The sequence below is a fragment of the Streptomyces venezuelae genome (assembly GCF_008642315.1).
GTDB lineage: Bacteria > Actinomycetota > Actinomycetes > Streptomycetales > Streptomycetaceae > Streptomyces > Streptomyces venezuelae_D.
In genome coordinates this window covers 91,390-108,898 of the sequence record NZ_CP029192.1, presented here as the reverse complement: position 1 = coordinate 108,898, position 17,509 = coordinate 91,390, and the positions used below count along the sequence as shown (strand labels likewise).

Annotated in this window: 18 protein-coding genes and 1 pseudogene; 10 read left to right on the top strand and 9 right to left on the bottom strand. The window is 75.3% G+C overall.

The annotated features are described in order from the left end of the window. Nucleotides 1–152: 152 nt before the first annotated feature. From DEJ48_RS00535 to DEJ48_RS00525, 3 genes are all read left to right on the top strand, one after another. Complete coding sequence (locus tag DEJ48_RS00535) at nt 153–668, top strand: AraC family ligand binding domain-containing protein (protein ID WP_150213398.1); 516 nt, start codon at nt 153–155, stop codon at nt 666–668. Nucleotides 669–792: 124 nt separating this feature from the next. Then, a complete protein-coding gene (locus tag DEJ48_RS00530; RefSeq protein ID WP_150220862.1) occupies nt 793–1,503 on the top strand; it encodes a lipase family alpha/beta hydrolase in 711 nt (236 codons plus the stop codon). A gap of 165 nt (nt 1,504–1,668) precedes the next feature. Beyond that, nucleotides 1,669–2,214 (top strand): bacterioferritin, encoded by a 546-nt coding sequence (locus tag DEJ48_RS00525; RefSeq protein ID WP_150213396.1) that lies wholly within the window; start codon nt 1,669–1,671, stop codon nt 2,212–2,214. 91 nt (nt 2,215–2,305) lie between these two features. Here the strand turns inward: DEJ48_RS00525 and DEJ48_RS00520 are convergent, their stop codons facing one another. Both DEJ48_RS00520 and DEJ48_RS00515 read right to left on the bottom strand, forming a co-directional pair. Beyond that, nucleotides 2,306–2,671: a hypothetical protein gene (locus DEJ48_RS00520; RefSeq protein ID WP_150213395.1), complete on the bottom strand. Its 366-nt coding sequence runs from the start codon at nt 2,669–2,671 to the stop codon at nt 2,306–2,308. Nucleotides 2,672–2,717: 46 nt separating this feature from the next. Further along, complete coding sequence (locus DEJ48_RS00515; protein WP_190537107.1) at nt 2,718–2,972, bottom strand: hypothetical protein; 255 nt, start codon at nt 2,970–2,972, stop codon at nt 2,718–2,720. A gap of 222 nt (nt 2,973–3,194) precedes the next feature. Here DEJ48_RS00515 and DEJ48_RS00510 point away from each other — a divergent pair, with 222 nt between their 5' ends. Beyond that, nucleotides 3,195–4,394, top strand: coding sequence for a PP2C family protein-serine/threonine phosphatase (locus DEJ48_RS00510; RefSeq protein ID WP_150213393.1), 1,200 nt, complete (start codon nt 3,195–3,197; stop codon nt 4,392–4,394). A gap of 9 nt (nt 4,395–4,403) precedes the next feature. Here DEJ48_RS00510 and DEJ48_RS00505 read toward each other — a convergent pair whose 3' ends face one another. Both DEJ48_RS00505 and DEJ48_RS00500 read right to left on the bottom strand, forming a co-directional pair. Next, a complete protein-coding gene (locus tag DEJ48_RS00505; protein WP_150213392.1) occupies nt 4,404–4,625 on the bottom strand; it encodes a hypothetical protein in 222 nt (73 codons plus the stop codon). Between the two features lie 53 nt (nt 4,626–4,678). Further along, a complete protein-coding gene (locus DEJ48_RS00500) occupies nt 4,679–5,575 on the bottom strand; it encodes an SDR family oxidoreductase (RefSeq protein ID WP_150213390.1) in 897 nt (298 codons plus the stop codon). Between DEJ48_RS00500 and DEJ48_RS00495 the strand changes: the two genes are divergently transcribed. Next, nucleotides 5,574–5,909, top strand: a complete 336-nt coding sequence (locus DEJ48_RS00495) for a hypothetical protein (protein WP_150213388.1) — start codon at nt 5,574–5,576, stop codon at nt 5,907–5,909. The genes DEJ48_RS00500 and DEJ48_RS00495 overlap by 2 nt on opposite strands. 1 nt (nt 5,910) lies before the next feature. On the opposite strand, the gene DEJ48_RS00490 is transcribed toward DEJ48_RS00495, so the two are convergent. Next, on the bottom strand, nt 5,911–6,840 hold the full coding sequence (locus DEJ48_RS00490; protein WP_223832408.1) for a LysR family transcriptional regulator: 930 nt from the start codon (nt 6,838–6,840) through the stop codon (nt 5,911–5,913). Between the two features lie 90 nt (nt 6,841–6,930). Here DEJ48_RS00490 and DEJ48_RS00485 point away from each other — a divergent pair, with 90 nt between their 5' ends. Further along, nucleotides 6,931–8,262, top strand: a complete 1,332-nt coding sequence (locus tag DEJ48_RS00485) for an aspartate aminotransferase family protein (protein ID WP_150213384.1) — start codon at nt 6,931–6,933, stop codon at nt 8,260–8,262. 19 nt (nt 8,263–8,281) lie between these two features. Here the strand turns inward: DEJ48_RS00485 and DEJ48_RS00480 are convergent, their stop codons facing one another. Next, on the bottom strand, nt 8,282–9,790 hold the full coding sequence (locus DEJ48_RS00480; RefSeq protein ID WP_150213382.1) for an SDR family oxidoreductase: 1,509 nt from the start codon (nt 9,788–9,790) through the stop codon (nt 8,282–8,284). A 214-nt stretch (nt 9,791–10,004) separates the two neighbouring features. On the opposite strand from DEJ48_RS00480, the gene DEJ48_RS00475 reads away from it, so the two are divergent. The 4 genes and pseudogenes from DEJ48_RS00475 (at nt 10,005) to DEJ48_RS00460 (ending at nt 13,567) form a co-directional block, all read left to right on the top strand. Next, entirely contained in the window at nt 10,005–10,469 is a 465-nt protein-coding gene (locus DEJ48_RS00475) for an SRPBCC family protein (RefSeq protein WP_150213381.1), read from the top strand. Next, nucleotides 10,462–12,087 carry a phytoene desaturase family protein gene (locus DEJ48_RS00470; protein ID WP_150213379.1) on the top strand — a complete coding sequence of 542 codons (1,626 nt, stop codon included), beginning with the start codon at nt 10,462–10,464 and terminating at the stop codon, nt 12,085–12,087. Before DEJ48_RS00475 ends, DEJ48_RS00470 begins: the two co-directional genes overlap by 8 nt. Next, a pseudogene (locus tag DEJ48_RS00465) lies at nt 12,084–12,410 on the top strand (SDR family NAD(P)-dependent oxidoreductase); the annotation flags it as partial. The gene DEJ48_RS00470 and the pseudogene DEJ48_RS00465, both read left to right, overlap by 4 nt. A 125-nt stretch (nt 12,411–12,535) precedes the next feature. Further along, nucleotides 12,536–13,567, top strand: coding sequence for a PHP domain-containing protein (locus DEJ48_RS00460; protein WP_150213375.1), 1,032 nt, complete (start codon nt 12,536–12,538; stop codon nt 13,565–13,567). Between the two features lie 33 nt (nt 13,568–13,600). Here DEJ48_RS00460 and DEJ48_RS00455 read toward each other — a convergent pair whose 3' ends face one another. From DEJ48_RS00455 to DEJ48_RS00445, 3 genes are all read right to left on the bottom strand, one after another. Next, nucleotides 13,601–15,697, bottom strand: coding sequence for a xanthine dehydrogenase family protein molybdopterin-binding subunit (locus DEJ48_RS00455; protein ID WP_150213373.1), 2,097 nt, complete (start codon nt 15,695–15,697; stop codon nt 13,601–13,603). Nucleotides 15,698–15,782: 85 nt separating this feature from the next. Then, on the bottom strand, nt 15,783–16,811 hold the full coding sequence (locus DEJ48_RS00450) for an FAD binding domain-containing protein (RefSeq protein WP_150213372.1): 1,029 nt from the start codon (nt 16,809–16,811) through the stop codon (nt 15,783–15,785). After that, nucleotides 16,808–17,386, bottom strand: a complete 579-nt coding sequence (locus DEJ48_RS00445; protein WP_150213370.1) for a (2Fe-2S)-binding protein — start codon at nt 17,384–17,386, stop codon at nt 16,808–16,810. Before DEJ48_RS00445 ends, DEJ48_RS00450 begins: the two co-directional genes overlap by 4 nt. Nucleotides 17,387–17,509 lie beyond the last annotated feature (123 nt).

The following is a 17,509-nucleotide window of genomic DNA, read 5'->3' as shown; positions in this document are numbered from 1 at the left end:
CCCCGGAGGGATTGCCGCGCCCGCCGCACCCCGCTCGCGGCGGGCACCGGTGCGCACGGCGCCCCGGCTGCGGCACACTGCGCCTGACCCGCACCGGCGCCCGGCCGCGCCGGACAGCGGCCGCACCCGGACGAGTAAAGGCACAGCAACCCATGAGCGAACCCGGCGCGCCCACCCCGCTCTTCCTGAGCCCCCGGCAGACCGGCGCCCCCGGCCGCGGACCCGTCAGCCTGGTGTGGTCGCTGCACGAGCGCGACCGCGACCTGGACGCCGCCGTGGTGCGCCTGGCCCCCGGCACGGACCTGGGCGAGGACGCCGGGGCCGGGCACGGACTCCTGCTCACCGTGCTGGCCGGCGACGGCGAACTGCGCCTGGCGGACACCCGCTTCCCACTCGCCCCCGGCGCCCTGGCCTGGCTGCCCGCCCGCACCGCGCACGCCCTGCGGGCCGGCGCACAGGGCCTGACCTACACCACCGCCCACCGCCGCCCCGCCCCCGCCGGCCCCGGCACGGGCGCGGGGGAGCCGGTCTGCCTGCTGGATTGGGTCTGCCCGCAGTGCGGACGCCTGGCCGCCGGCCGCGAGGACCGCTTCTGCGCCCGCTGCGGGCAGCCGCTGACCGGCACCGGAGACACGGCCGGGACGGGGGAGACGGCCGGCCGCGGGTGAGAGCACGCCGGACTCTTCTCATCTGCCGCGCCCGCCCCCACAATCACCACCGCGTCCGCGCGGTGCGGACGCGGCGCGGGCCCCCTCCCCGTGCCCGGCGCCCGGTGAGGAGACCCCCGTGCCGATGGACCCCAGCGCCCGCCGCGCGGCACGCCTGCTGCTCGGCTGGCTGTGCGCGCTCGCCCTGACGCCGGCCGCGGCGCCCGCCGCCGCGGCCCGCACCCCCGCACCCGCCCCCCGCCCCGTCGTCTTCGTGCACGGCTACAACGCCGACCCCGGCGTATGGGGCGCCCTGCGCGAGGACTTCAAGACCGCCGGATACGGCGAGGACGACCTGTACTCCTTTGGCTACGACACCAGCCGCTCGGTCAACGAGGACCTCGCCGGCCGCCTGGCCGCCTACGTCGCCCAGGTGCGCGCCCGCACCGGCGCCGACCGCGTGGACCTGGTGGCCCACTCCTTCGGCAGCCTGGTCACGCGCTGGTATGTGAAATTCGGCGGCGGCGCGCCCGCCGTCGCCCACTGGGTCTCGCTGGGCGGCCCCAACCACGGCACCACCACCGCCTGGGCGTGCGCCCTGTGGTCGCAGGCCTGCCGCGACATGACCCCCGGCTCCTACGTCACCGACCGACTCGCCCAGGGCGACGAGACCCCCGGCCCGGTGGCGTACGCGACCTGGGCCTCCTCCTGCGACGAGGTCATCAACCCCGACGCCAGCGTCCCGCTGGCCGGGGCGGCCAACCACGCGGCCGGCTGCCTGGCCCACAACGACCTGCTGGGCGACGACACGGTCTCCCAAGGGGTACGGAACTTCCTCACCGCCCCCGGAACCTGAACCCCGCCCCGGAACCCCGCCCCGGTTCCGGAGCCGCACCCCGCAACCGCACCCCGGCCCCGGCCAGCAGGGGATGAATGCGGACAAATGGGTACGGTCAGGGGGTGGCGGGTCACCGGACGCCCTCCGCCCGCCGCCCCGACCACCCAGCAGAGAGCAGCAGCCATGGCCGAGTTCCTGACCGACATCCAGACCATCCGCGAGCGGGCCCGCCGGCAGATCGAGAAGGGCCCGGTCACCGACGCCTACGGCGCGGACCTGCAGCGCGTACTCCTCGTGCTCAACGAGGCCCTCGCCACCGAGATCGTCTGCACCCTGCGCTACAAGCGGCACTACTACACGGTCTCGGGCCTGTACTCCGAGCCGGTGGCCGCGGAGTTCCTGGAACACGCCCAGGAGGAGCAGGAGCACGCCGACAAACTGGCCCAGCGCATCGTCCAGCTGGGCGGCGAACCGGACTTCAACCCCGACACGCTCACCTCCCGCTCCCACGCGGAGTACCACGAGGGCACCGACCTGATCGAAATGATCAAGGAGGACCTGGTCGCCGAACGCGTCGCCGTCGCCGCCTACACCGAGATCGCCCAGTGGCTGGGCGAGGGCGACCCCACCACCCGCCGCGTCTTCGAGGAGCTGCTGGCCCAGGAGGAGGAGCACGCCGACGACCTGCGCGGCCTGCTGGAGCGCATCCCGGGCGACCACCGGGCCTGAGCCCCGCCCGCCCGGGCCCGGGCTCCCGCGGTGTCACCGCACGGGAGCCCGGGCGCGCCGGCCACGCGGGCCGGGGCGGCCCGAGCGCTTGTCAGCGGCTCTCCAGCCGCAGCGACACGTCCTTCTCCTGATCGCCCGAGGCCGAGCCCTGCTCGGTGACGGTGAAGGCCGCCTCGAGGACCGTGACGAGCTGGTCGACGGCCACATAGCCGCCCTGCACACCGGCGGTCACCGCGCCGCGCAGCGACGGCGCGCCGCCGGGCCCGCCGCCCGCCGGCCGGGCGGTGTCGAAAACACCGCTCCACACCGTCGGCCCGCTCGCGTCCGAGGCCGTGGGCCCGCCGTCGCGGTCCGAGGCGTAGACCGCCTTCAGGACGTCGAAGACGCTCCCGGCGTCCTCGGCCGTCCCGCTCAGTTCCACCGTGACCTGCGCCGGCTCTTCTCCCGCACCGCTCACCGTCAATCCCTTTCCCTTGCTGTGCTCACCTGGCCGGACCGGGCCCTCACCCGGAGGGCTCCTGCGGCACCGGCTCCTCGCTCTGGGCGCCGGTCGCCCCGCCGTTGCCGCGCCGGCCGGTGCCGGCCTCGTCGGTCTCGGGCACGTCCTCGCCGCTTTCGGAGTCCTTGCTGTCGGTCCCGGCCGTCTCCTGCGCCGCCTCCCAGGGGTCCTGGCCGCCGTCGGCCTGCTGGTCGGGCGGGTCCCTGGGCACGGGCGCACTGCCGTCCGCACCGGGGGAGGGCGGTATCTGCTCGCTCACGGTGTCTCCCTTCCTTCGCCGGGCCCCGGGCCGCGGGCCGGGTGGGCCCGCTTCCGGAGCTGGGGTGCAGGTACCCGCGCAGGGCAGGACAACTCGTACTGATCACCGTGGACCACCCGCGGCCGATCGGCGACACGGCGGCCGGGCAGGCACGCCGGTGCGGTGTGAGACTGCTCGTGTCACCCAGCCAGTCCGCGCAGCCCCGGGGCGAAGGGAGAGGACGTGCCGACATCGGAGCCGCCCAGCGGACTCGAGGAGTTCCTCGCCGACCCCGACAACGCCGTACTGGACCTGGCCACCGCCGTCGCCCGGTGCGCCACCGCCCTGGGCGTGCCCCAGGCCGTGGTCTACCTCGCCGACCTCCAGCAGCGCCGGCTGATCCCGCTCCACGACGACGCGGCCGCCGCCGACGTGGACGGCTCCCTGGCCGGCTGGGCCTACCGCACACTGGCCCTGCGGGTGGAGGAATCCCCGGCCGGCGGCATGACCGCCTGGCTGCCCCTGCTGGACGGCGCCGAGCGCCTGGGCGTGGTCGCCGTCCACACTCCCTTCCTGGACCCCGCGCTGCTGCGCCGCAGCCGGGCCCTGGCCGCCCTCCTCGCGATGATGATCACCTCCAAGCGGGCCTACAAGGACAACGTCATCCAGCGCACCCGCTCCGAGCCCATGCAGCTGCCCGCCGAGATGCTGCGCGCCTTCCTCCCGCCGCGCACCATCGGCAACACCCACGTGGTCTCCACCGCCGTGCTGGAGCCCGCCTACGAGATCGGCGGCGACGCCTTCGACCACTGCCTCACCCCAACGGCCCTGCACGCCACGATCCTCGACGCGATGGGCCACGACCTGCTCTCCGGCCTGACCACCGCCGTGGCCCTGGCCGCCTGCCGCAACGGCCGGCGCACCGGCGCGGAGCTGCCCGAACTCCTGGAGGCCGTCGACGCGGCCATCGGCCTGTGGCTGCCCGACCAGTTCTGCACCGGCGTCCTGATGCGCCTGGACCTGGCCGGCGGCGTGCTGCGCTGGAGCAACTGCGGACACCCCCCGCCGCTGCTCATCCGCGACAACCGGCTGGTGGAGGGCGCCCTGGAACGCGAGGCCGACCCGCCCATGGGCTTCTCCGCCTTCCTGCGCAGCACCGACCGCCAGGTCCACGAGACCACCCTGGAACCCGGCGACCGCGTGCTGCTCTACACCGACGGCATGACCGAGGCACGGCTGGCCGACGGCACCGAGTTCGGCCTCGAGCGGTTCGCCGACTCCGTCATCCGCGCCTCCACCGGCGGCGAGGTCGCCGCCGAGACGCTGCGCCGGCTCATCCACTCCGTCCTGGACGCGCAGACCGAACGGCTCCGCGACGACGCCACCATCTTGCTGATCGAGTGGCATCCGCCCGGCCGGGAGCCGCACACCGCGTACCGCTGAACAAGACGCTCAGCGCCCGCCCGTACCGTCCTTGCCGCCCTTGCCGTCCCGGCCGTCCGCATCCTCGTGGATGTCCTGCTGGGCGGTGGGGCTGGGCGTGAGGGTGTCGCCGGCCTCGCCGTCCTTGGCGTGCTCGCGCCGCTCGTCGGGCACGGGCCGCTCCTCGGCGGCCTCGGCCTCCTCCAGTACTTCCTCGGCCGCGGTCTGGGCGGGGTCGTGGCGGTGCTGCACGGTGATGTCCTTTCGTCGAGAGGGTCGAGAGGGTCGAGAGTGCGTGCCCGGGGTCAGGGCAGCGGGGTGCCGCCGGTGGCGTTCATGATCTCGGCGGTGATGAAACTCGCGTGCTCCGAGGCGAGGAAGACGTAGGCCGGCGCCATCTCCGCGGGCTGCGCGGGCCGGCCCAGCGGCGCCTGCTTGCCGAACTCCGTGGTGTCCGGCAGCGTCGCGGGGATCAGCGGCGTCCACACCGGCCCCGGCGCCACCGCGTTGACGCGGATCCCGTCCTCGACCAGCATCTGCGCGAGCCCCTGGGTGAACGTCACGATGGCGCCCTTGGTCATGGCGTAGTCCAGCAGGTGCGCACTGGGCTTGTAGGCCTGCACCGAGGTGGTGTTGATGATCGAGGCGCCGCGCGGCATGTGCGGCACGGCCATCTTGCACAGCCAGAACATGCCGTACAGGTTGGTGCGCAGCACCCGGTCGAACTGCTCGGTGGGGATGTCCGTGATGCCCTTGGGCCGCGACATCTGGTAGGCGGCGTTGTTGACCAGTACGTCGATCCGCCCGAACTCGGTGACCGCGCGCTCCACCAGGCGCCGGCACTGTTCCTCCTCGCGGATGTCGCAGGGCACCGGGACGGCCCGGCGCCCTGCCTCCTCGATCCAGCGGGCGGTCTCCTGCGCCTCGCCGGCCTCGGAGGGCAGATGAGTGAAGACGACGTCGGCCTCCTCGCGGGCCATCGCGATGGCCACCGCCCGCCCGATCCCCGAATCGCCCCCGGTGATCAGCGCGATGCGGCCGCGCAGCAGCCCCGAGCCGCGGTAGGAGTCCTCCCCGTGGTCGGGCGGCGGGTCCATCGGACCGGTCCAGCCCGGCACCTCCTGCTCCTGCTGGGGGAAGTTCGGGCGCGGCCCCTTGGCGGTGGGGTCCTGCGGGCCGGACCGGCCGGGGGTGTCGGTCATGGTGCTCGCCTTTCTGTGGGGGCGTACGGGCCGGGCGCGGACCGCTCCGGGCCCCGAGGGGCGCCCCTTCCACCTTCGGCAGAACGCGAGCACCCCACCACCGGAGCGCCGGGGGCCGGCCGCGGCCCGGCGCACCGGCCGCATCCGGCGCGGCCGCGGCCACCGGGTGCCCTGGCCGCCGACCGGCAAAACGCGCCCCCGGCCGGCCCCGGCGATCACCGGCAGGCATGTCCCGCGCGATCGGGGACAACCGGGGACCATGAAGATCCTGCTTGTTCTCCTCGTCCTCGCCGTCGCCGCCGCCTGGTACTTCAAGTCGCACAAGCGCCGCTGACTCAGCCCGCACCGCCGCCCGCGCCGCCCTCGCCGTCCGGGGCGTCCGGGGCGGCGACGCGGCGCAGCGCGTCCAGCACGGCGCGCACCGCCGCCCCGGGCGGCGCGCCGCGGCGGGTGGCCGCGGTGATGGTGCGGGTCAGGGGCGCGGCCAGCTCGCGGGTGGCCACCCGGTAGCGGGCGTCGACGGCCAGGCCGGGCAGCAGCGCGATCGACAGGCCCGCCTCGACGTGCTGCAGCGTCATCAGGTAGTTGCCGAACCGGGCCACCACCCGCGGCTCGAAACGGGCCTGCCGGCACAGCCGCAGCGCCAGCCCGGCCATGTAGGTGTGCGGCATGTCCAGCGTCCACGGATCCTGCGCACAGGCCGCCAGGTCCACCGGCCCGCGCCCGGCGGCCGGATGCCAGGGCGGCAGCACCAGCAGCACCGGGTCCTGGGCCAGCGCCACCAGATCCAGGTCCTCGCCCAGCGCCAGCTCCCCGAAGTCGGTGGTGGTGATGGCCAGGTCCACGTCCCCGCCGCGCAGCGCGGGCAGGCTCTCGTGCGGCTCCAGCTGCACCACCTCCACCCGCAGGTGCGGATGCGCGTGCGCCAGCCGGCGCACCGCCGGCACCGCCATCGTGTGGATCGCGCTCTGGAAGGTGCCAAGGCGCACCAGCCCGGCCGGCTCCTGACCGAAACCGCGCAACTCCGCCTCGATGCCGTCCATCTGCTCCAGCAGCGCCCGCGAGCGCCGCGCCAGGATCAGGCCCGCCGAGGTCAGCCGCACCCGCCGCCCGGTGCGCTCGAGCAGCCGGGTGCCCGTCTCGCTCTCCAGCACGGCCAGTTGCTGGGACACGCTGGACGGGCTCATGTGGACGGCCTGGGCCACCGCCCGCACCGTGCCCAGCGCCTCCAGACGGCACAGCAGCCGCAGCCTCCAGGGATTCATCACACCCCCAGTGTTGTGCGGACCGGCCGAACAGCACAGTCACAAATGTGCGATGGACGCGTCACTCGGGGCCCCATTACCGTCGGCGCCATGGCAGCCACGACCCCCGAAGCGCCGTTGGACCCCACCGCCTTCTGGACCCGGGCCGAGGAGCATCTCGTGCGCTACGGCGGCGAGTTCACCCGCGAGATCATCGACCGGGCCGCCGGGAGCCACCTGTTCACCGCCGACGGCCGCACCATCCTCGACTTCACCTCCGGCCAGATGAGCGCCATCCTGGGCCACTCCCACCCGCGCATCGTCACCACCGTCCAGCAGCAGATCGCCCGCCTGGACCACCTCTACAGCGGCATGCTCAGCCGCCCCGTCCTGGACCTGGCCACCCGCCTGGCCGCCACCCTGCCCGCCCCGCTGACCAAGACCCTGCTGCTGACCACCGGCGCCGAGTCCAACGAGGCCGCGCTGCGGATGGCCAAACTCGTCACCGGCAAACACGAGATCGTCTCCTTCGCCCGCTCCTGGCACGGCATGACCCAGGGCGCCTCCGCGGCCACCTACAGCGCGGGCCGCAAGGGGTACGGGCCCGCCGCGCCCGGCAACTTCGCCATCCCGGTGCCCAACTCCTACCGGCCCGACATCACCGCCGCGGACGGCACACTGGACTGGCGCCGCCAGCTGGATCTGGCCTTCGACCTGATCGACGCGCAGTCCACCGGCAGCCTGGCCGCCTGCCTCATCGAGCCGATCCTCAGCTCCGGCGGCATCATCGAGCCGCCGCCCGGCTACCTCGCCGCGCTGCACGCCAAGTGCCGCGAGCGCGGCATGCTGCTGATCCTGGACGAGGCGCAGACCGGGCTGTGCCGCACCGGCACCTGGTACGCCTTCGAACGCGAGGGCGTCGTCCCCGACATCCTCACGCTGTCCAAGACGCTCGGCGCGGGCCTGCCGCTGGCGGCGGTGGTCACCAGCGCGCACATCGAGCAGGAGGCGTACGAGCGCGGCTTCTTGTTCTTCACCACGCACGTCGCCGACCCGCTGGTGGCCGCGGTCGGCAACACCGTCCTGGACGTGCTCGCCGAGGACCGCCTGGAGGCACGCGCCCGCGAGCTGGGCCGGTTCCTGCGCGCGGGCCTGGAGGAGCTGGCCGCCCGCCACCCCGTCGTCGGCGACATCCGCGGCCGCGGCCTGCTGGCCGGCCTCGAACTCGTCGTGGACCGCGCCACCAAGCAGACCTCGCACACGCTGGGCGCCCAGGTCACCCGGCGCTGCCTGGAACTGGGCCTGCACATGAACATCGTGCAGCTGCCGGGCATGGGCGGCGTCCTGCGCATCGCGCCCCCGCTGACCGCCACCCGCGACGACCTCGCCCAGGGCCTGGACATCCTGGACCAGGCCCTGACCGAGGCCTGCGCCGCCCGCTGAGCAGGCCGGCGGCCCGCCCTCAGCCCGGTTCGGGTTCCTTGCCCGCCGCCTTGGTGATGTTGCGGGCCATGCCGCCGAAGACCACCGCGTGGAAGGGCGCCACCGCCCACCAGTAGGCGTGCCCGGCAAGACCGCGCGGGTGGAACAGGGCGCGCTGGCTGTAGCGGGTGCGGCCCGAGCCGTCGTGCTCCACCCGCATCTCCAGCCAGGCCAGGCCCGGCAGCCGCATTTCGGCGCGCAGCCGCAGCAGCCGGCCCGGCTCGATCTCCTCCACCCGCCAGAAATCCAGCGAGTCGCCCACCCGCAGCCGGTGCGCATCACGCCGCCCCCGGCGCAGCCCCACCCCGCCCACCAGCCGGTCCAGCCAGCCCCGCACCGCCCACGCCAGCGGGAAGGAGTACCAGCCGTTGTCGCCGCCGATGCCCTCGATGACCCGCCACAAAGCCGCCGTCGAGGCGTCCACGACCAGCGTGCGGTGGTCGGTGTAGAGGCTGCCGCCGGCCCAGTCGGGGTCGGTGGGCAGCGGGTCGCTGGGCGCGCCGGGCAGCGCGGCCGAGGACCAGCGGGTGCTGACCTGCGCCTCCTGGATGCGCCGCAGGGCCAGCCGCAGCGCCTGGGTGAAGGGCAGCGGCCGGCCGGGACCGTCGGGAACGTGGGCGGCGATGTCGTGCTCCTGGCAGACGACCTCGTGGCGCAGCGACTCCGCCAGCGGCCGGGCGATGCCGCGCGGCACCGGCGTGATCAGGCCGACCCAGTGGCTGGAGAGCGTCGGGGTCAGCAGCGGCACCGGCACGATCAGCCGGTGGCGCAGCCCGGCCACCCGGGCGTAGGCGCGCATCATGTCGCGGTAGGTCATCACGTCCGGGCCGCCGATGTCGAAGCCGCGGTCGACGTCGGCGGGCAGCTCGGCGCAGGCCACCAGATAGCGCAGCACGTCGCGGACCGCGATGGGCTGGATGCGGGTGCGCACCCAGCTGGGGGTGACCATCACCGGCAGGCGTTCGGTCAGATAGCGCAGCATCTCGAAGGACGCCGAGCCCGACCCGATGATGACCGCCGCCCGCAGCACCGCACTGGGCACCGGGCAGTCCAGGAAGATGCGGCCCACCTCGGCCCGCGAACGCAGATGCGGCGACAGCTCCCGCTCGCTCACCCCGGCCGGGGTGAGCCCGCCCAGATACACGAGGCGCCCCACCCCGGCCGCCTCGGCCCGCTCGGCGAAGGCGCGGGCCGAACGCCGGTCGGTGTCCTCGAACCCCGCCCCGGTGCCCAGCGCGTGCACCAGGTAGTAGGCCACCTCCACCCCCTCGAACGCGCCGGCCAGCGACGACGCGTCGGTCACATCGCCGCGCACCACCTCCACCCGGCCGGCCCAGGGATGATCGCGCAGCTTCTGCGGGGTGCGGGCCAGGCACCGCACCCGGTAGCCCGCCGCCAGCAGTTCGGGCACCAGCCGGCCCCCGATGTAGCCGGTCGCCCCGGTCACCAGGACCAGCCGCCCGGGGGAGGAGTCGTTGCCGTCGCTCACGTGCGCTGCCGCCTCCTGGAAAAGGGTCTGAGGGCCGGGGCCGCACCCGGCCGCCCCGCAAAGTCTCACCCGCCGCGGCCCGGGCCGCGACACGCCGCACCCCGCCCCCGCATGCCCCGCCTGCCCCAAGGCGCGAAGTCGACGCATGTCCCGCACGATGTTCAGGACGGCGGATCGGGGCACCCGGCGATGACGGCGAGTCAGGGAGGCACGGATGGCACGGCGTCATCGACTGATCACGGTGAGCCCGGCGACGGTGTGGAGCGTGCTGGCCGACGGCAGCCGCTACGCCCAATGGGTGGTGGGCACCGCCTCCTCGAAGCCGGTGCGCGGCCACTGGCCGCAGGTCGGCGCGGCCCTTCAGTACGAGATACGGCTGGGCCCGCTGCACGCCACCAACGAAACCGTCGTACGCCGCTGCGAGGAAGGCACCGTCCTGGAACTGGAGGCCAAGGCCGGCCCCCTGGGCACCGCCCGGATCGCCCTGGAGGTACGGCCCTGGGGCGAGCACAGCCTGGTCACCGTCGACGAACACCCCCTGCGCGGCGCGGCCGGCACCCTGCACAACACCCTGGTCGAAGGCCTCATCCAGGTCCGCCACCGCGCGATGCTGGCCCGCCTGGCCCGGGTCTGCCAGGCCGAAGCGGGCCGCGCCACCAGCGGAGCGGGCCATGCCTGACGCCGTGGTCATCGGGGCCGGCCCCAACGGCCTGGTCGCCGCCAACCTCCTGGCCGACGCCGGCTGGAGCGTCACCGTCCTGGAGGAACAGGCCGAGCCGGGCGGCGCGGTCCGCCACGACCGGGGCGTGCACCCCGACTTCGTCAACGACCTGTGCAGCTCCTTCTACCCGCTGGCGGCCGCCTCCCCCGTCCTTGACCGGCTGCGCCTGCACGAGCACGGACTGCGCTGGAGCCACGCCCCGCACGTGGTGGCCCACCCCTTGAGCGACGGCCGCTGCGCCGTCCTGGACCGCAGCCCGCAGGCCACCGCCGCCTCCCTGGACGCCTTCGCCGCGGGCGACGGCGCAGCCTGGCAGCGCCTGCACGCGCTGTGGGACGACATCCGCCCCGCCCTCCTCGACGCCCTGTTCACCCCCTTCCCGCCGGTGAAGGCCACCGCCAAACTGGCCTACCGGCTCAAGAGCGCCGGCGCGCTGCGCATGGCCCGCACCCTGCTGCTGCCGGTGCGCCGCCTGGGCGAGGAGGAGTTCACCGGCGAGGGCGGCCGGCTCCTGCTGGCCGGCAACGCCCTGCACGCCGACCTCGCCCCCGAGGCGGCCGGCAGCGGCGGCTTCGGCTGGCTGATGGCGATGCTCGGCCAGAGCTACGGCTTTCCCGTCCCGGTGGGCGGCGCGGGCGAACTCACCGCGGCCCTGATCCGGCGCCTTGCGGCACGCGGCGTGCAAGTGCACTGCGGCCGCCGCGCCGCACAGATCCTCGTCGAAGGCGGCCGCGCCGTCGCCGTGCGCACCGCCGACGGCGAGCGGGTGCCCGCCACCCGCGCCGTCCTGGCCGACGTGGCGCTGCCCGCCCTGTACGGCGACCTCATCGCCCCCCAGCACCTGCCCGACCGGCTCCTGGCGGACCTGCGCCGCTTCCAGTGGGACTTCGCCACCTTCAAGGTCGACTGGGCGCTGGAGGGGCCGGTGCCCTGGCAGGCCAAGGAGGCCGCCGGCGCGGGCACCGTCCACCTGGCCGACGGCGTCGACGAACTCACCCGCTTCGCCGCCCAGCTCGCCATGCACCAGGTCCCCGACCGGCCCTTCCTCCTCTTCGGCCAGATGACGACCGCGGACGCCACCCGCTCACCCGCCGGCACCGAGTCCGCCTGGGCCTACACCCACGTCCCCCAGGAGATCCGCGCCGACGCCGACGAGGACGACATCACCGGCGCCTGGCGGGCCGCGGAGCAGGAACGGATGGCCGACCGCATCGAGCAGCAGGTCGAACGCTTCGCCCCCGGCTTCCGCACCCTGATCCGGGCCCGCCGCGTGCTGGCCCCGCCCACCCTGCAGGCCCTGGACCGCAACCTGCACGCCGGCGCCCTCAACGGCGGCACCACCTCCCTGCACCAGCAGCTGTTCCTCCGCCCCGTGCCGGGCACCGGCCGCCCCGAAACCCCCCTGCCCGGCCTCTACCTGGCCTCGGCCGCCGCCCACCCCGGCGGCGGCGTGCACGGCGCCCCCGGCGCCAACGCCGCCCGCGCCGCCCTGCGCCGCCGCCTCCCGCTCCCGCTCACCCGCACCCAGCGCCACCTCACCCACCGCGACCGCACCGGCACCCCGCCCCGCCCATGAGGGGCCCCGGCACCCGCCCCGGCCCTCTGAGCGGCCGCACCGTCGTGGTGACCGGCGCCGCCCGCGGACTGGGCGCCGCCCTCGCCCGCGAGCTGGCCGCACGCCACGCCCGCATCGCCCTGCTGGGCCTGGAACGGGCCGCGCTGGAACAGCTGGCGGCCACCCTGCCCACCCCCGCCCTGGCCCTGCCCGTCGACGTCACCGACCCCGCCGCCCTGCACGCCGCCGCTCGCACCGTGCGCGAGCGGCTGGGACCGACCTCCGTCGTCATCGCCAACGCGGGCAGCGCCCAGGCCAGCCCGCTGGGCGCCGGCGGCCGCGCCGCCCACCGCCCGCACTGACCCGCCCCCCCCGGGGGGCATCCCGCTCGCCGTGCCGCCGCCCGCCACCTGCGCGAGGCTGGAACCCACCCGCCCACCTTGCTGCGTACCGTCCGGCCGGAGGTGTCATGGAACCCGTGGAGGCCCTGGAGCGCATCGCCTTCCTCCTGGAGCGGGGCCGCGCCCCCACCTACCGTGTCCGCGCCTTCCGCACCGCCGCCGAGGTCGCCGGGAACCTGCCGGGCCCGGAGCTGGAACGCCGCGCCGGCGACGGCTCCCTGGAGTCCCTCAAGGGCATCGGGCCCAAGACCGCCGCCGTGATCCGCGAAGCGCTGGCCGGCACCATGCCCGGCTACCTGCAGCGCCTGGAGGAGGAGGCCCGCGCGCCGCTGGCCCAGGGCGCCGGCAGCGGGCTGCGGGCGCTGCTGCGCGGCGACTGCCATCTGCACTCCGACTGGTCCGACGGCGGCAGCCCCATCGAGGCGATGGGCCGCGCCGCGGCGGAGCTCGGCCACCAATGGGCCGTGCTCACCGACCACTCGCCGCGCCTGACGATCGCCCGCGGCCTGTCGCCCGACCGGCTGCGCGACCAGCTGGAGGCGGTGGCCGCCCTCAACGAGCAGTGGGCGCCCTTCCGGCTGCTGACCGGCATCGAGTGCGACATCCTCGACGACGGCTCCCTGGACCAGGAACCCGACCTGCTGGACCGCCTGGACGTCGTGGTCGTCTCGGTGCACTCCAAACTGCGCATGGACGCCGCCGCGATGACGCGCCGCCTGGTCGCCGCGGTGAGCAACCCTCGCGCCGACGTGCTGGGCCACTGCACCGGCCGCCTGGTCACCGGCCGCGGCCGGCCCGAGTCACAGTTCGACGCGGCGGAGGTCTTCGCCGCCTGCGCGGCCGCCCGCACCGCCGTGGAGATCAACAGCCGCCCCGAACGTCTCGACCCGCCCCGCCGCCTGCTGCGCCAGGCGGTGGCGGCCGGCACGCTGTTCGCCGTCGACACCGACGCCCACGCGCCCGGCCAGCTCGACTGGCAGATCATCGGCTGCGCACGGGCCGAGGAGTGCAAGGTCCCCGCCGACCGCGTGGTGACCACCTGGACAGCCCCCGAAGTCCTGTCCTGGACCCGGGAATCCCGCGCCCGCGCCGCCGTGTGACCTTCGGGCGCCTACCGGTTGACCTTCGGGCGCCTACCGGGCGGCGTTCAGCACCCGGTCCGGGGTGAGGGGCAGTTCCCGCAGGCGCACCCCCGTCGCGTGGTGCACCGCGTTGCCGATCGCCGCGGCCGTTCCCACGATCCCGATCTCGCCGATGCCCTTGCTGCCCATCGGGTTGAGATGCGGGTCGTCCTCCTCGATCCAGTGCGCCTGGATGTCGGGCACATCGGCGTGCGCCGGCACGTGATACGAGGCCAGGTCGCTCTCCGTGAAGTCCCCGAAGGCGGCATCCATCGTGCTGCCCTCCATCAGTGCCATCCCCAGCCCCATCGTCATCGCCCCGACGAACTGCGAACGGGCGGTACGGGAGTTGAGGATGCGTCCGGCGGCGTAGACGCCGAGCAGCCGGCGCACCCGTACCTCACCGGAGACCGTGTCCACCGCGGCCTCGGCGAAGTGCGCGCCGAACGCGTGCCGGGCGTAGGAGCTGTCCGCGTCGGCCTGCCCCGCCGTGTCGGCCGTGGCACTGACCCCCTCCGGCGGCAGCTGCTGCCCCCGCTGCTCGGCCAGGCGCCCGGCCAGCGCCGTGCACGCCTCGTGCACCGCCCACCCCCACGAGGCGGTGCCCGAGGAGCCGCCGGCCAGCGGCGCCGCGGGCAGGTCACTGCTGCCGATCTCGGTACGCACCCGCTCCGCCGCCACCCCCAGCGCGTCCGCGGCGACCTGTGCGAGCACGGTCCGCGCGCCGGTCCCGATGTCGGTGGCGTTGATCCGCACCACGAACGTGCCGTCCGGGCAGGCCCGCACGCCCGCCCGGGACGGCGCGACCACGACCGGATACGTGGCCGCCGCCACCCCGCTGCCCACCAGCCACGCCCCCTCCCGGCGGGTGCGCGGCCGCGGATCGCGCCCGGCCCAGCCGAACCGGCGCGCCCCCTCGGTCAGGCACTCCGCCAGATGCCGGCTGCTGAAGGGCTTGCCGCTGTCCGGCTCGTGCCCGGTGTCGTTGCGCAGCCGCAGCTCCACGGGGTCGACGCCCAGCGCCTGGGCGAGCTCGTCCATCGCCGACTCCAGCGCGTACATGCCCGGCGCCTCACCCGGCGCCCGCATCCAGGACGGGCTGGGCACATCCAGCGGCACCGCCCGGTGCGTGGTGCGCCCGTGCGGCGAGGCGTACATGATCCGGGTGGCGGCCGCCCCGGTCTCCATGAACTCCTTGATGCGGGAGGTGTGCGCGGTCACCTCGTGGATCACCGAGGTGAGCGTGCCGTCCGTGTCCGCGCCCAGCCGCACCCGGTGCAGGGTCGGCGCCCGGTGGCCCACCACGGCCGGCAACTGCCGCCGGGGCAGGGCGAGTTTGACCGGGCGGCCGGTGGCGCGGGCGGCCATGGCGGCCAGCACCACGTGCGGGCGGGGCGTGCCCTTGGACCCGAAGCCGCCGCCCACGTGCTCGGAGACGACCCGCACCTGCTCCTTGCGCACCCCGAACAGGCCGGCCAGCACCTCGCGCACGGTGGTGGCGCCCTGGCTGGAGTCGTACACGCTCAGGTGCCCGTCCTGCCAGTGGGCGGTGGCCGCGTGCGGCTCCATGGGGTGGTTGTGCAGCGGCGGCACCCGGTAGCCGGTGTCCACCCGCACCGGCGCGGCCGCGAACGCCGCCTCCGCGTCGCCGCGCACGTGCTCGCCCGAGGTCCCGTCGGAGTCCTCGGGCACGTACGCGTCGGGGTGCCCGGCGCGCAGGGTGACGTCGTGCGGCTCCTCGGCGTAGGTGACGCGGACGGCCGCGGCGCCCTCGCGGGCCGCCTCCAGGGTGTCGGCGACCACCAGCGCCACGTACCAGCCGCGGTGCGGCACCCGGGCGTCCTGCAGCACGGCCAGGGTGGCGTCGTCCGGCTCGGCCAGCCGCGGCGCGTTGCCGTGGTGCAGTACCGTCACCACGCCGGGCAGCGCCAGCGCCGCCTGATCGTCGACGGCCCGCACCTCGCCGCGCGCCACGGTGGCCGGGACCGGCCACGCGTAGGCGCAGCCCTTGGGGGTGTGCTCGGCGGCGTAGCGGGCACGGCCGAGCACCTTGTCGGTGCCCTCCCGGCGCTCGAGGCCGGCCCCCAGCGCGTCGGCGGTCTGCGGCATGGTGTGTCTCCCTGCAGGCGGATACGTAGGTACGAAAAGGGGGGGGCGGGGGAACGGGGGAGGGGCGCCTGGGCTGCCGGCCGGGTCAGGGACCGGTGGCCCGGTCCGGGTGCTCCGGGTGCTCGGGGTGGTCCGGGCGGGTCAGGCGGCGCAGGACGTCGCAGGCCAGGTTGCGGGCCAGGGGCACCTTGAAGGCGTTGTCGCGCAGCGGCTCGGCCGCGGCCAGCTCCGCGTCCAGCGCCCGTTCGAACGCCTCGTCGCCCGGCACGGCCCCTTGCAGCGCCTCCTCGGCGCGCCGGGCCCGCCAGGGCCGGTGGGCCAGCCCGCCGAAGGCGATGCGCACCTCGGCCACGGTCTCCTCCCGCACGGCCAGGACCACGGCCACCGAGGCGAGCGCGAAGGCGTAGGAGGCGCGGTCGCGTGCCTTGCGGTAGGCCGAGACGGTGCCCGGCGCCGGCGGCGGCAGCAGCACCGCGGTGATGAGTTCGCCGTGGGCCAGCTCGGTGTCCGTCTGCGGGCGGTCGCCCGGCAGCCGGTGGAAGTCGGCGGCCGCCACCGTGCGTGTCCCGCGCACCCCCTGCAGTTCGACCTGCGCGTCCAGCGCGGCCAGCGCGACGGCCATGTCGGAGGGGTGGGTGGCGATGCACTGCGCGGAGTGCCCCAGCACCGCGTGGTCGCGGTGGACGCCCTCGCGCGCCCCGCAGCCCGAGCCCGGCTCGCGCTTGTTGCACGGCTTGGCCGGGTCCTGGAAGTAGGGGCAGCGGGTGCGCTGGAGCAGGTTGCCGCCGGTGGTGGCCATGTTGCGCAGCTGGCCCGAGGCGCCGGCCAGCAGTGCCTGGGACAGCACAGGGTGGCGGGCGCGGACCAGGGGGTGGGAGGCCAGGTCGCTGTTGCGCACCGTCGCCCCCACGCGCAGGGATCCGTCGGCCAGTTCCGCCACGCCGTCCAGCGGCAGCCGGCTGACGTCGATCAGCGTCTCGGGCCGCTCCACGCCCAGCTTCATCAGGTCGACGAGGTTGGTTCCGCCGCCCAGGTAGCGGGAGGTGGCCCGGCCGGCGTGCGCCGCGGTGGCCTCGTCCACGCTGTGGGCGCGCACATACCTGAAGGACTTCACCGCACCCCACCCCCCGAGCCGTCCGTCGTGTCGTCGGCGGCTGCCGCGTCCTGGACGGCCTCGACGATGCGCGGATAGGCGCCGCACCGGCACAGGTTGCCGCTGAGCCGCTCCTGGATCTCCTGCCGGCTCAGCCGCACCGGCTCACCGCCCTCCACCGCCGGGTCCGTCACGTGCGAGGCGTGGCCCGCCCGGGCCTCGGCCAGCATGCCGAGGGCCGAACACAGCTGCCCCGGCGTGCAGTACCCGCACTGGAAGGCGTCACGCTCCACGAAGGCCCGTTGCAGGGGGTGCGGGCGGTCGCCGTCGGCGGCGTGCCCGTGCAGCCCTTCGACCGTGGTGATGTCGCATCCCTCGACGGCGACCGCCAGCAGCAGACAGCTGTTGGCCCGGCGCCCGTCCACCAGGACGGTGCAGGCGCCGCACTGGCCGTGGTCGCAGCCCTTCTTGGCGCCGGTGAGGTCCAGCTGCTCGCGCAGGACGTCCAGCAGCGTCGCCCGGTGATCCACGACAGGGCTGTGCGGCCTGCCGTTCACCCGCAGGGGTACTTCCGAATGGAACACATCGGTCCCCATGGCGCTCTGCTCCCTCGTCCCGGAGGCGGATCCGTGCCGGTCTGTGCCGGTGTCAGCCCCTCCAGCCTGGGACAGGACACACGTTCCGGCATGCCGAACGGCTCCGCGGCGCCCGGAGCGAGG

Coding starts and splice junctions, on each gene's coding strand:
- DEJ48_RS00455 (WP_150213373.1), bottom strand. CDS start 15,697: ATGCCGCAGACCGCCGACGCGCTGGGGGCCGGCCTCGAGCGCCGGGAG.
- DEJ48_RS00490 (WP_223832408.1), bottom strand. CDS start 6,840: ATGAATCCCTGGAGGCTGCGGCTGCTGTGCCGTCTGGAGGCGCTGGGC.
- DEJ48_RS00475 (WP_150213381.1), top strand. CDS start 10,005: ATGGCACGGCGTCATCGACTGATCACGGTGAGCCCGGCGACGGTGTGG.
- DEJ48_RS00485 (WP_150213384.1), top strand. CDS start 6,931: ATGGCAGCCACGACCCCCGAAGCGCCGTTGGACCCCACCGCCTTCTGG.
- DEJ48_RS00530 (WP_150220862.1), top strand. CDS start 793: ATGGACCCCAGCGCCCGCCGCGCGGCACGCCTGCTGCTCGGCTGGCTG.
- DEJ48_RS00445 (WP_150213370.1), bottom strand. CDS start 17,386: ATGGGGACCGATGTGTTCCATTCGGAAGTACCCCTGCGGGTGAACGGC.
- DEJ48_RS00525 (WP_150213396.1), top strand. CDS start 1,669: ATGGCCGAGTTCCTGACCGACATCCAGACCATCCGCGAGCGGGCCCGC.
- DEJ48_RS00470 (WP_150213379.1), top strand. CDS start 10,462: ATGCCTGACGCCGTGGTCATCGGGGCCGGCCCCAACGGCCTGGTCGCC.
- DEJ48_RS00535 (WP_150213398.1), top strand. CDS start 153: ATGAGCGAACCCGGCGCGCCCACCCCGCTCTTCCTGAGCCCCCGGCAG.
- DEJ48_RS00460 (WP_150213375.1), top strand. CDS start 12,536: ATGGAACCCGTGGAGGCCCTGGAGCGCATCGCCTTCCTCCTGGAGCGG.
- DEJ48_RS00500 (WP_150213390.1), bottom strand. CDS start 5,575: ATGACCGACACCCCCGGCCGGTCCGGCCCGCAGGACCCCACCGCCAAG.
- DEJ48_RS00495 (WP_150213388.1), top strand. CDS start 5,574: ATGGTGCTCGCCTTTCTGTGGGGGCGTACGGGCCGGGCGCGGACCGCT.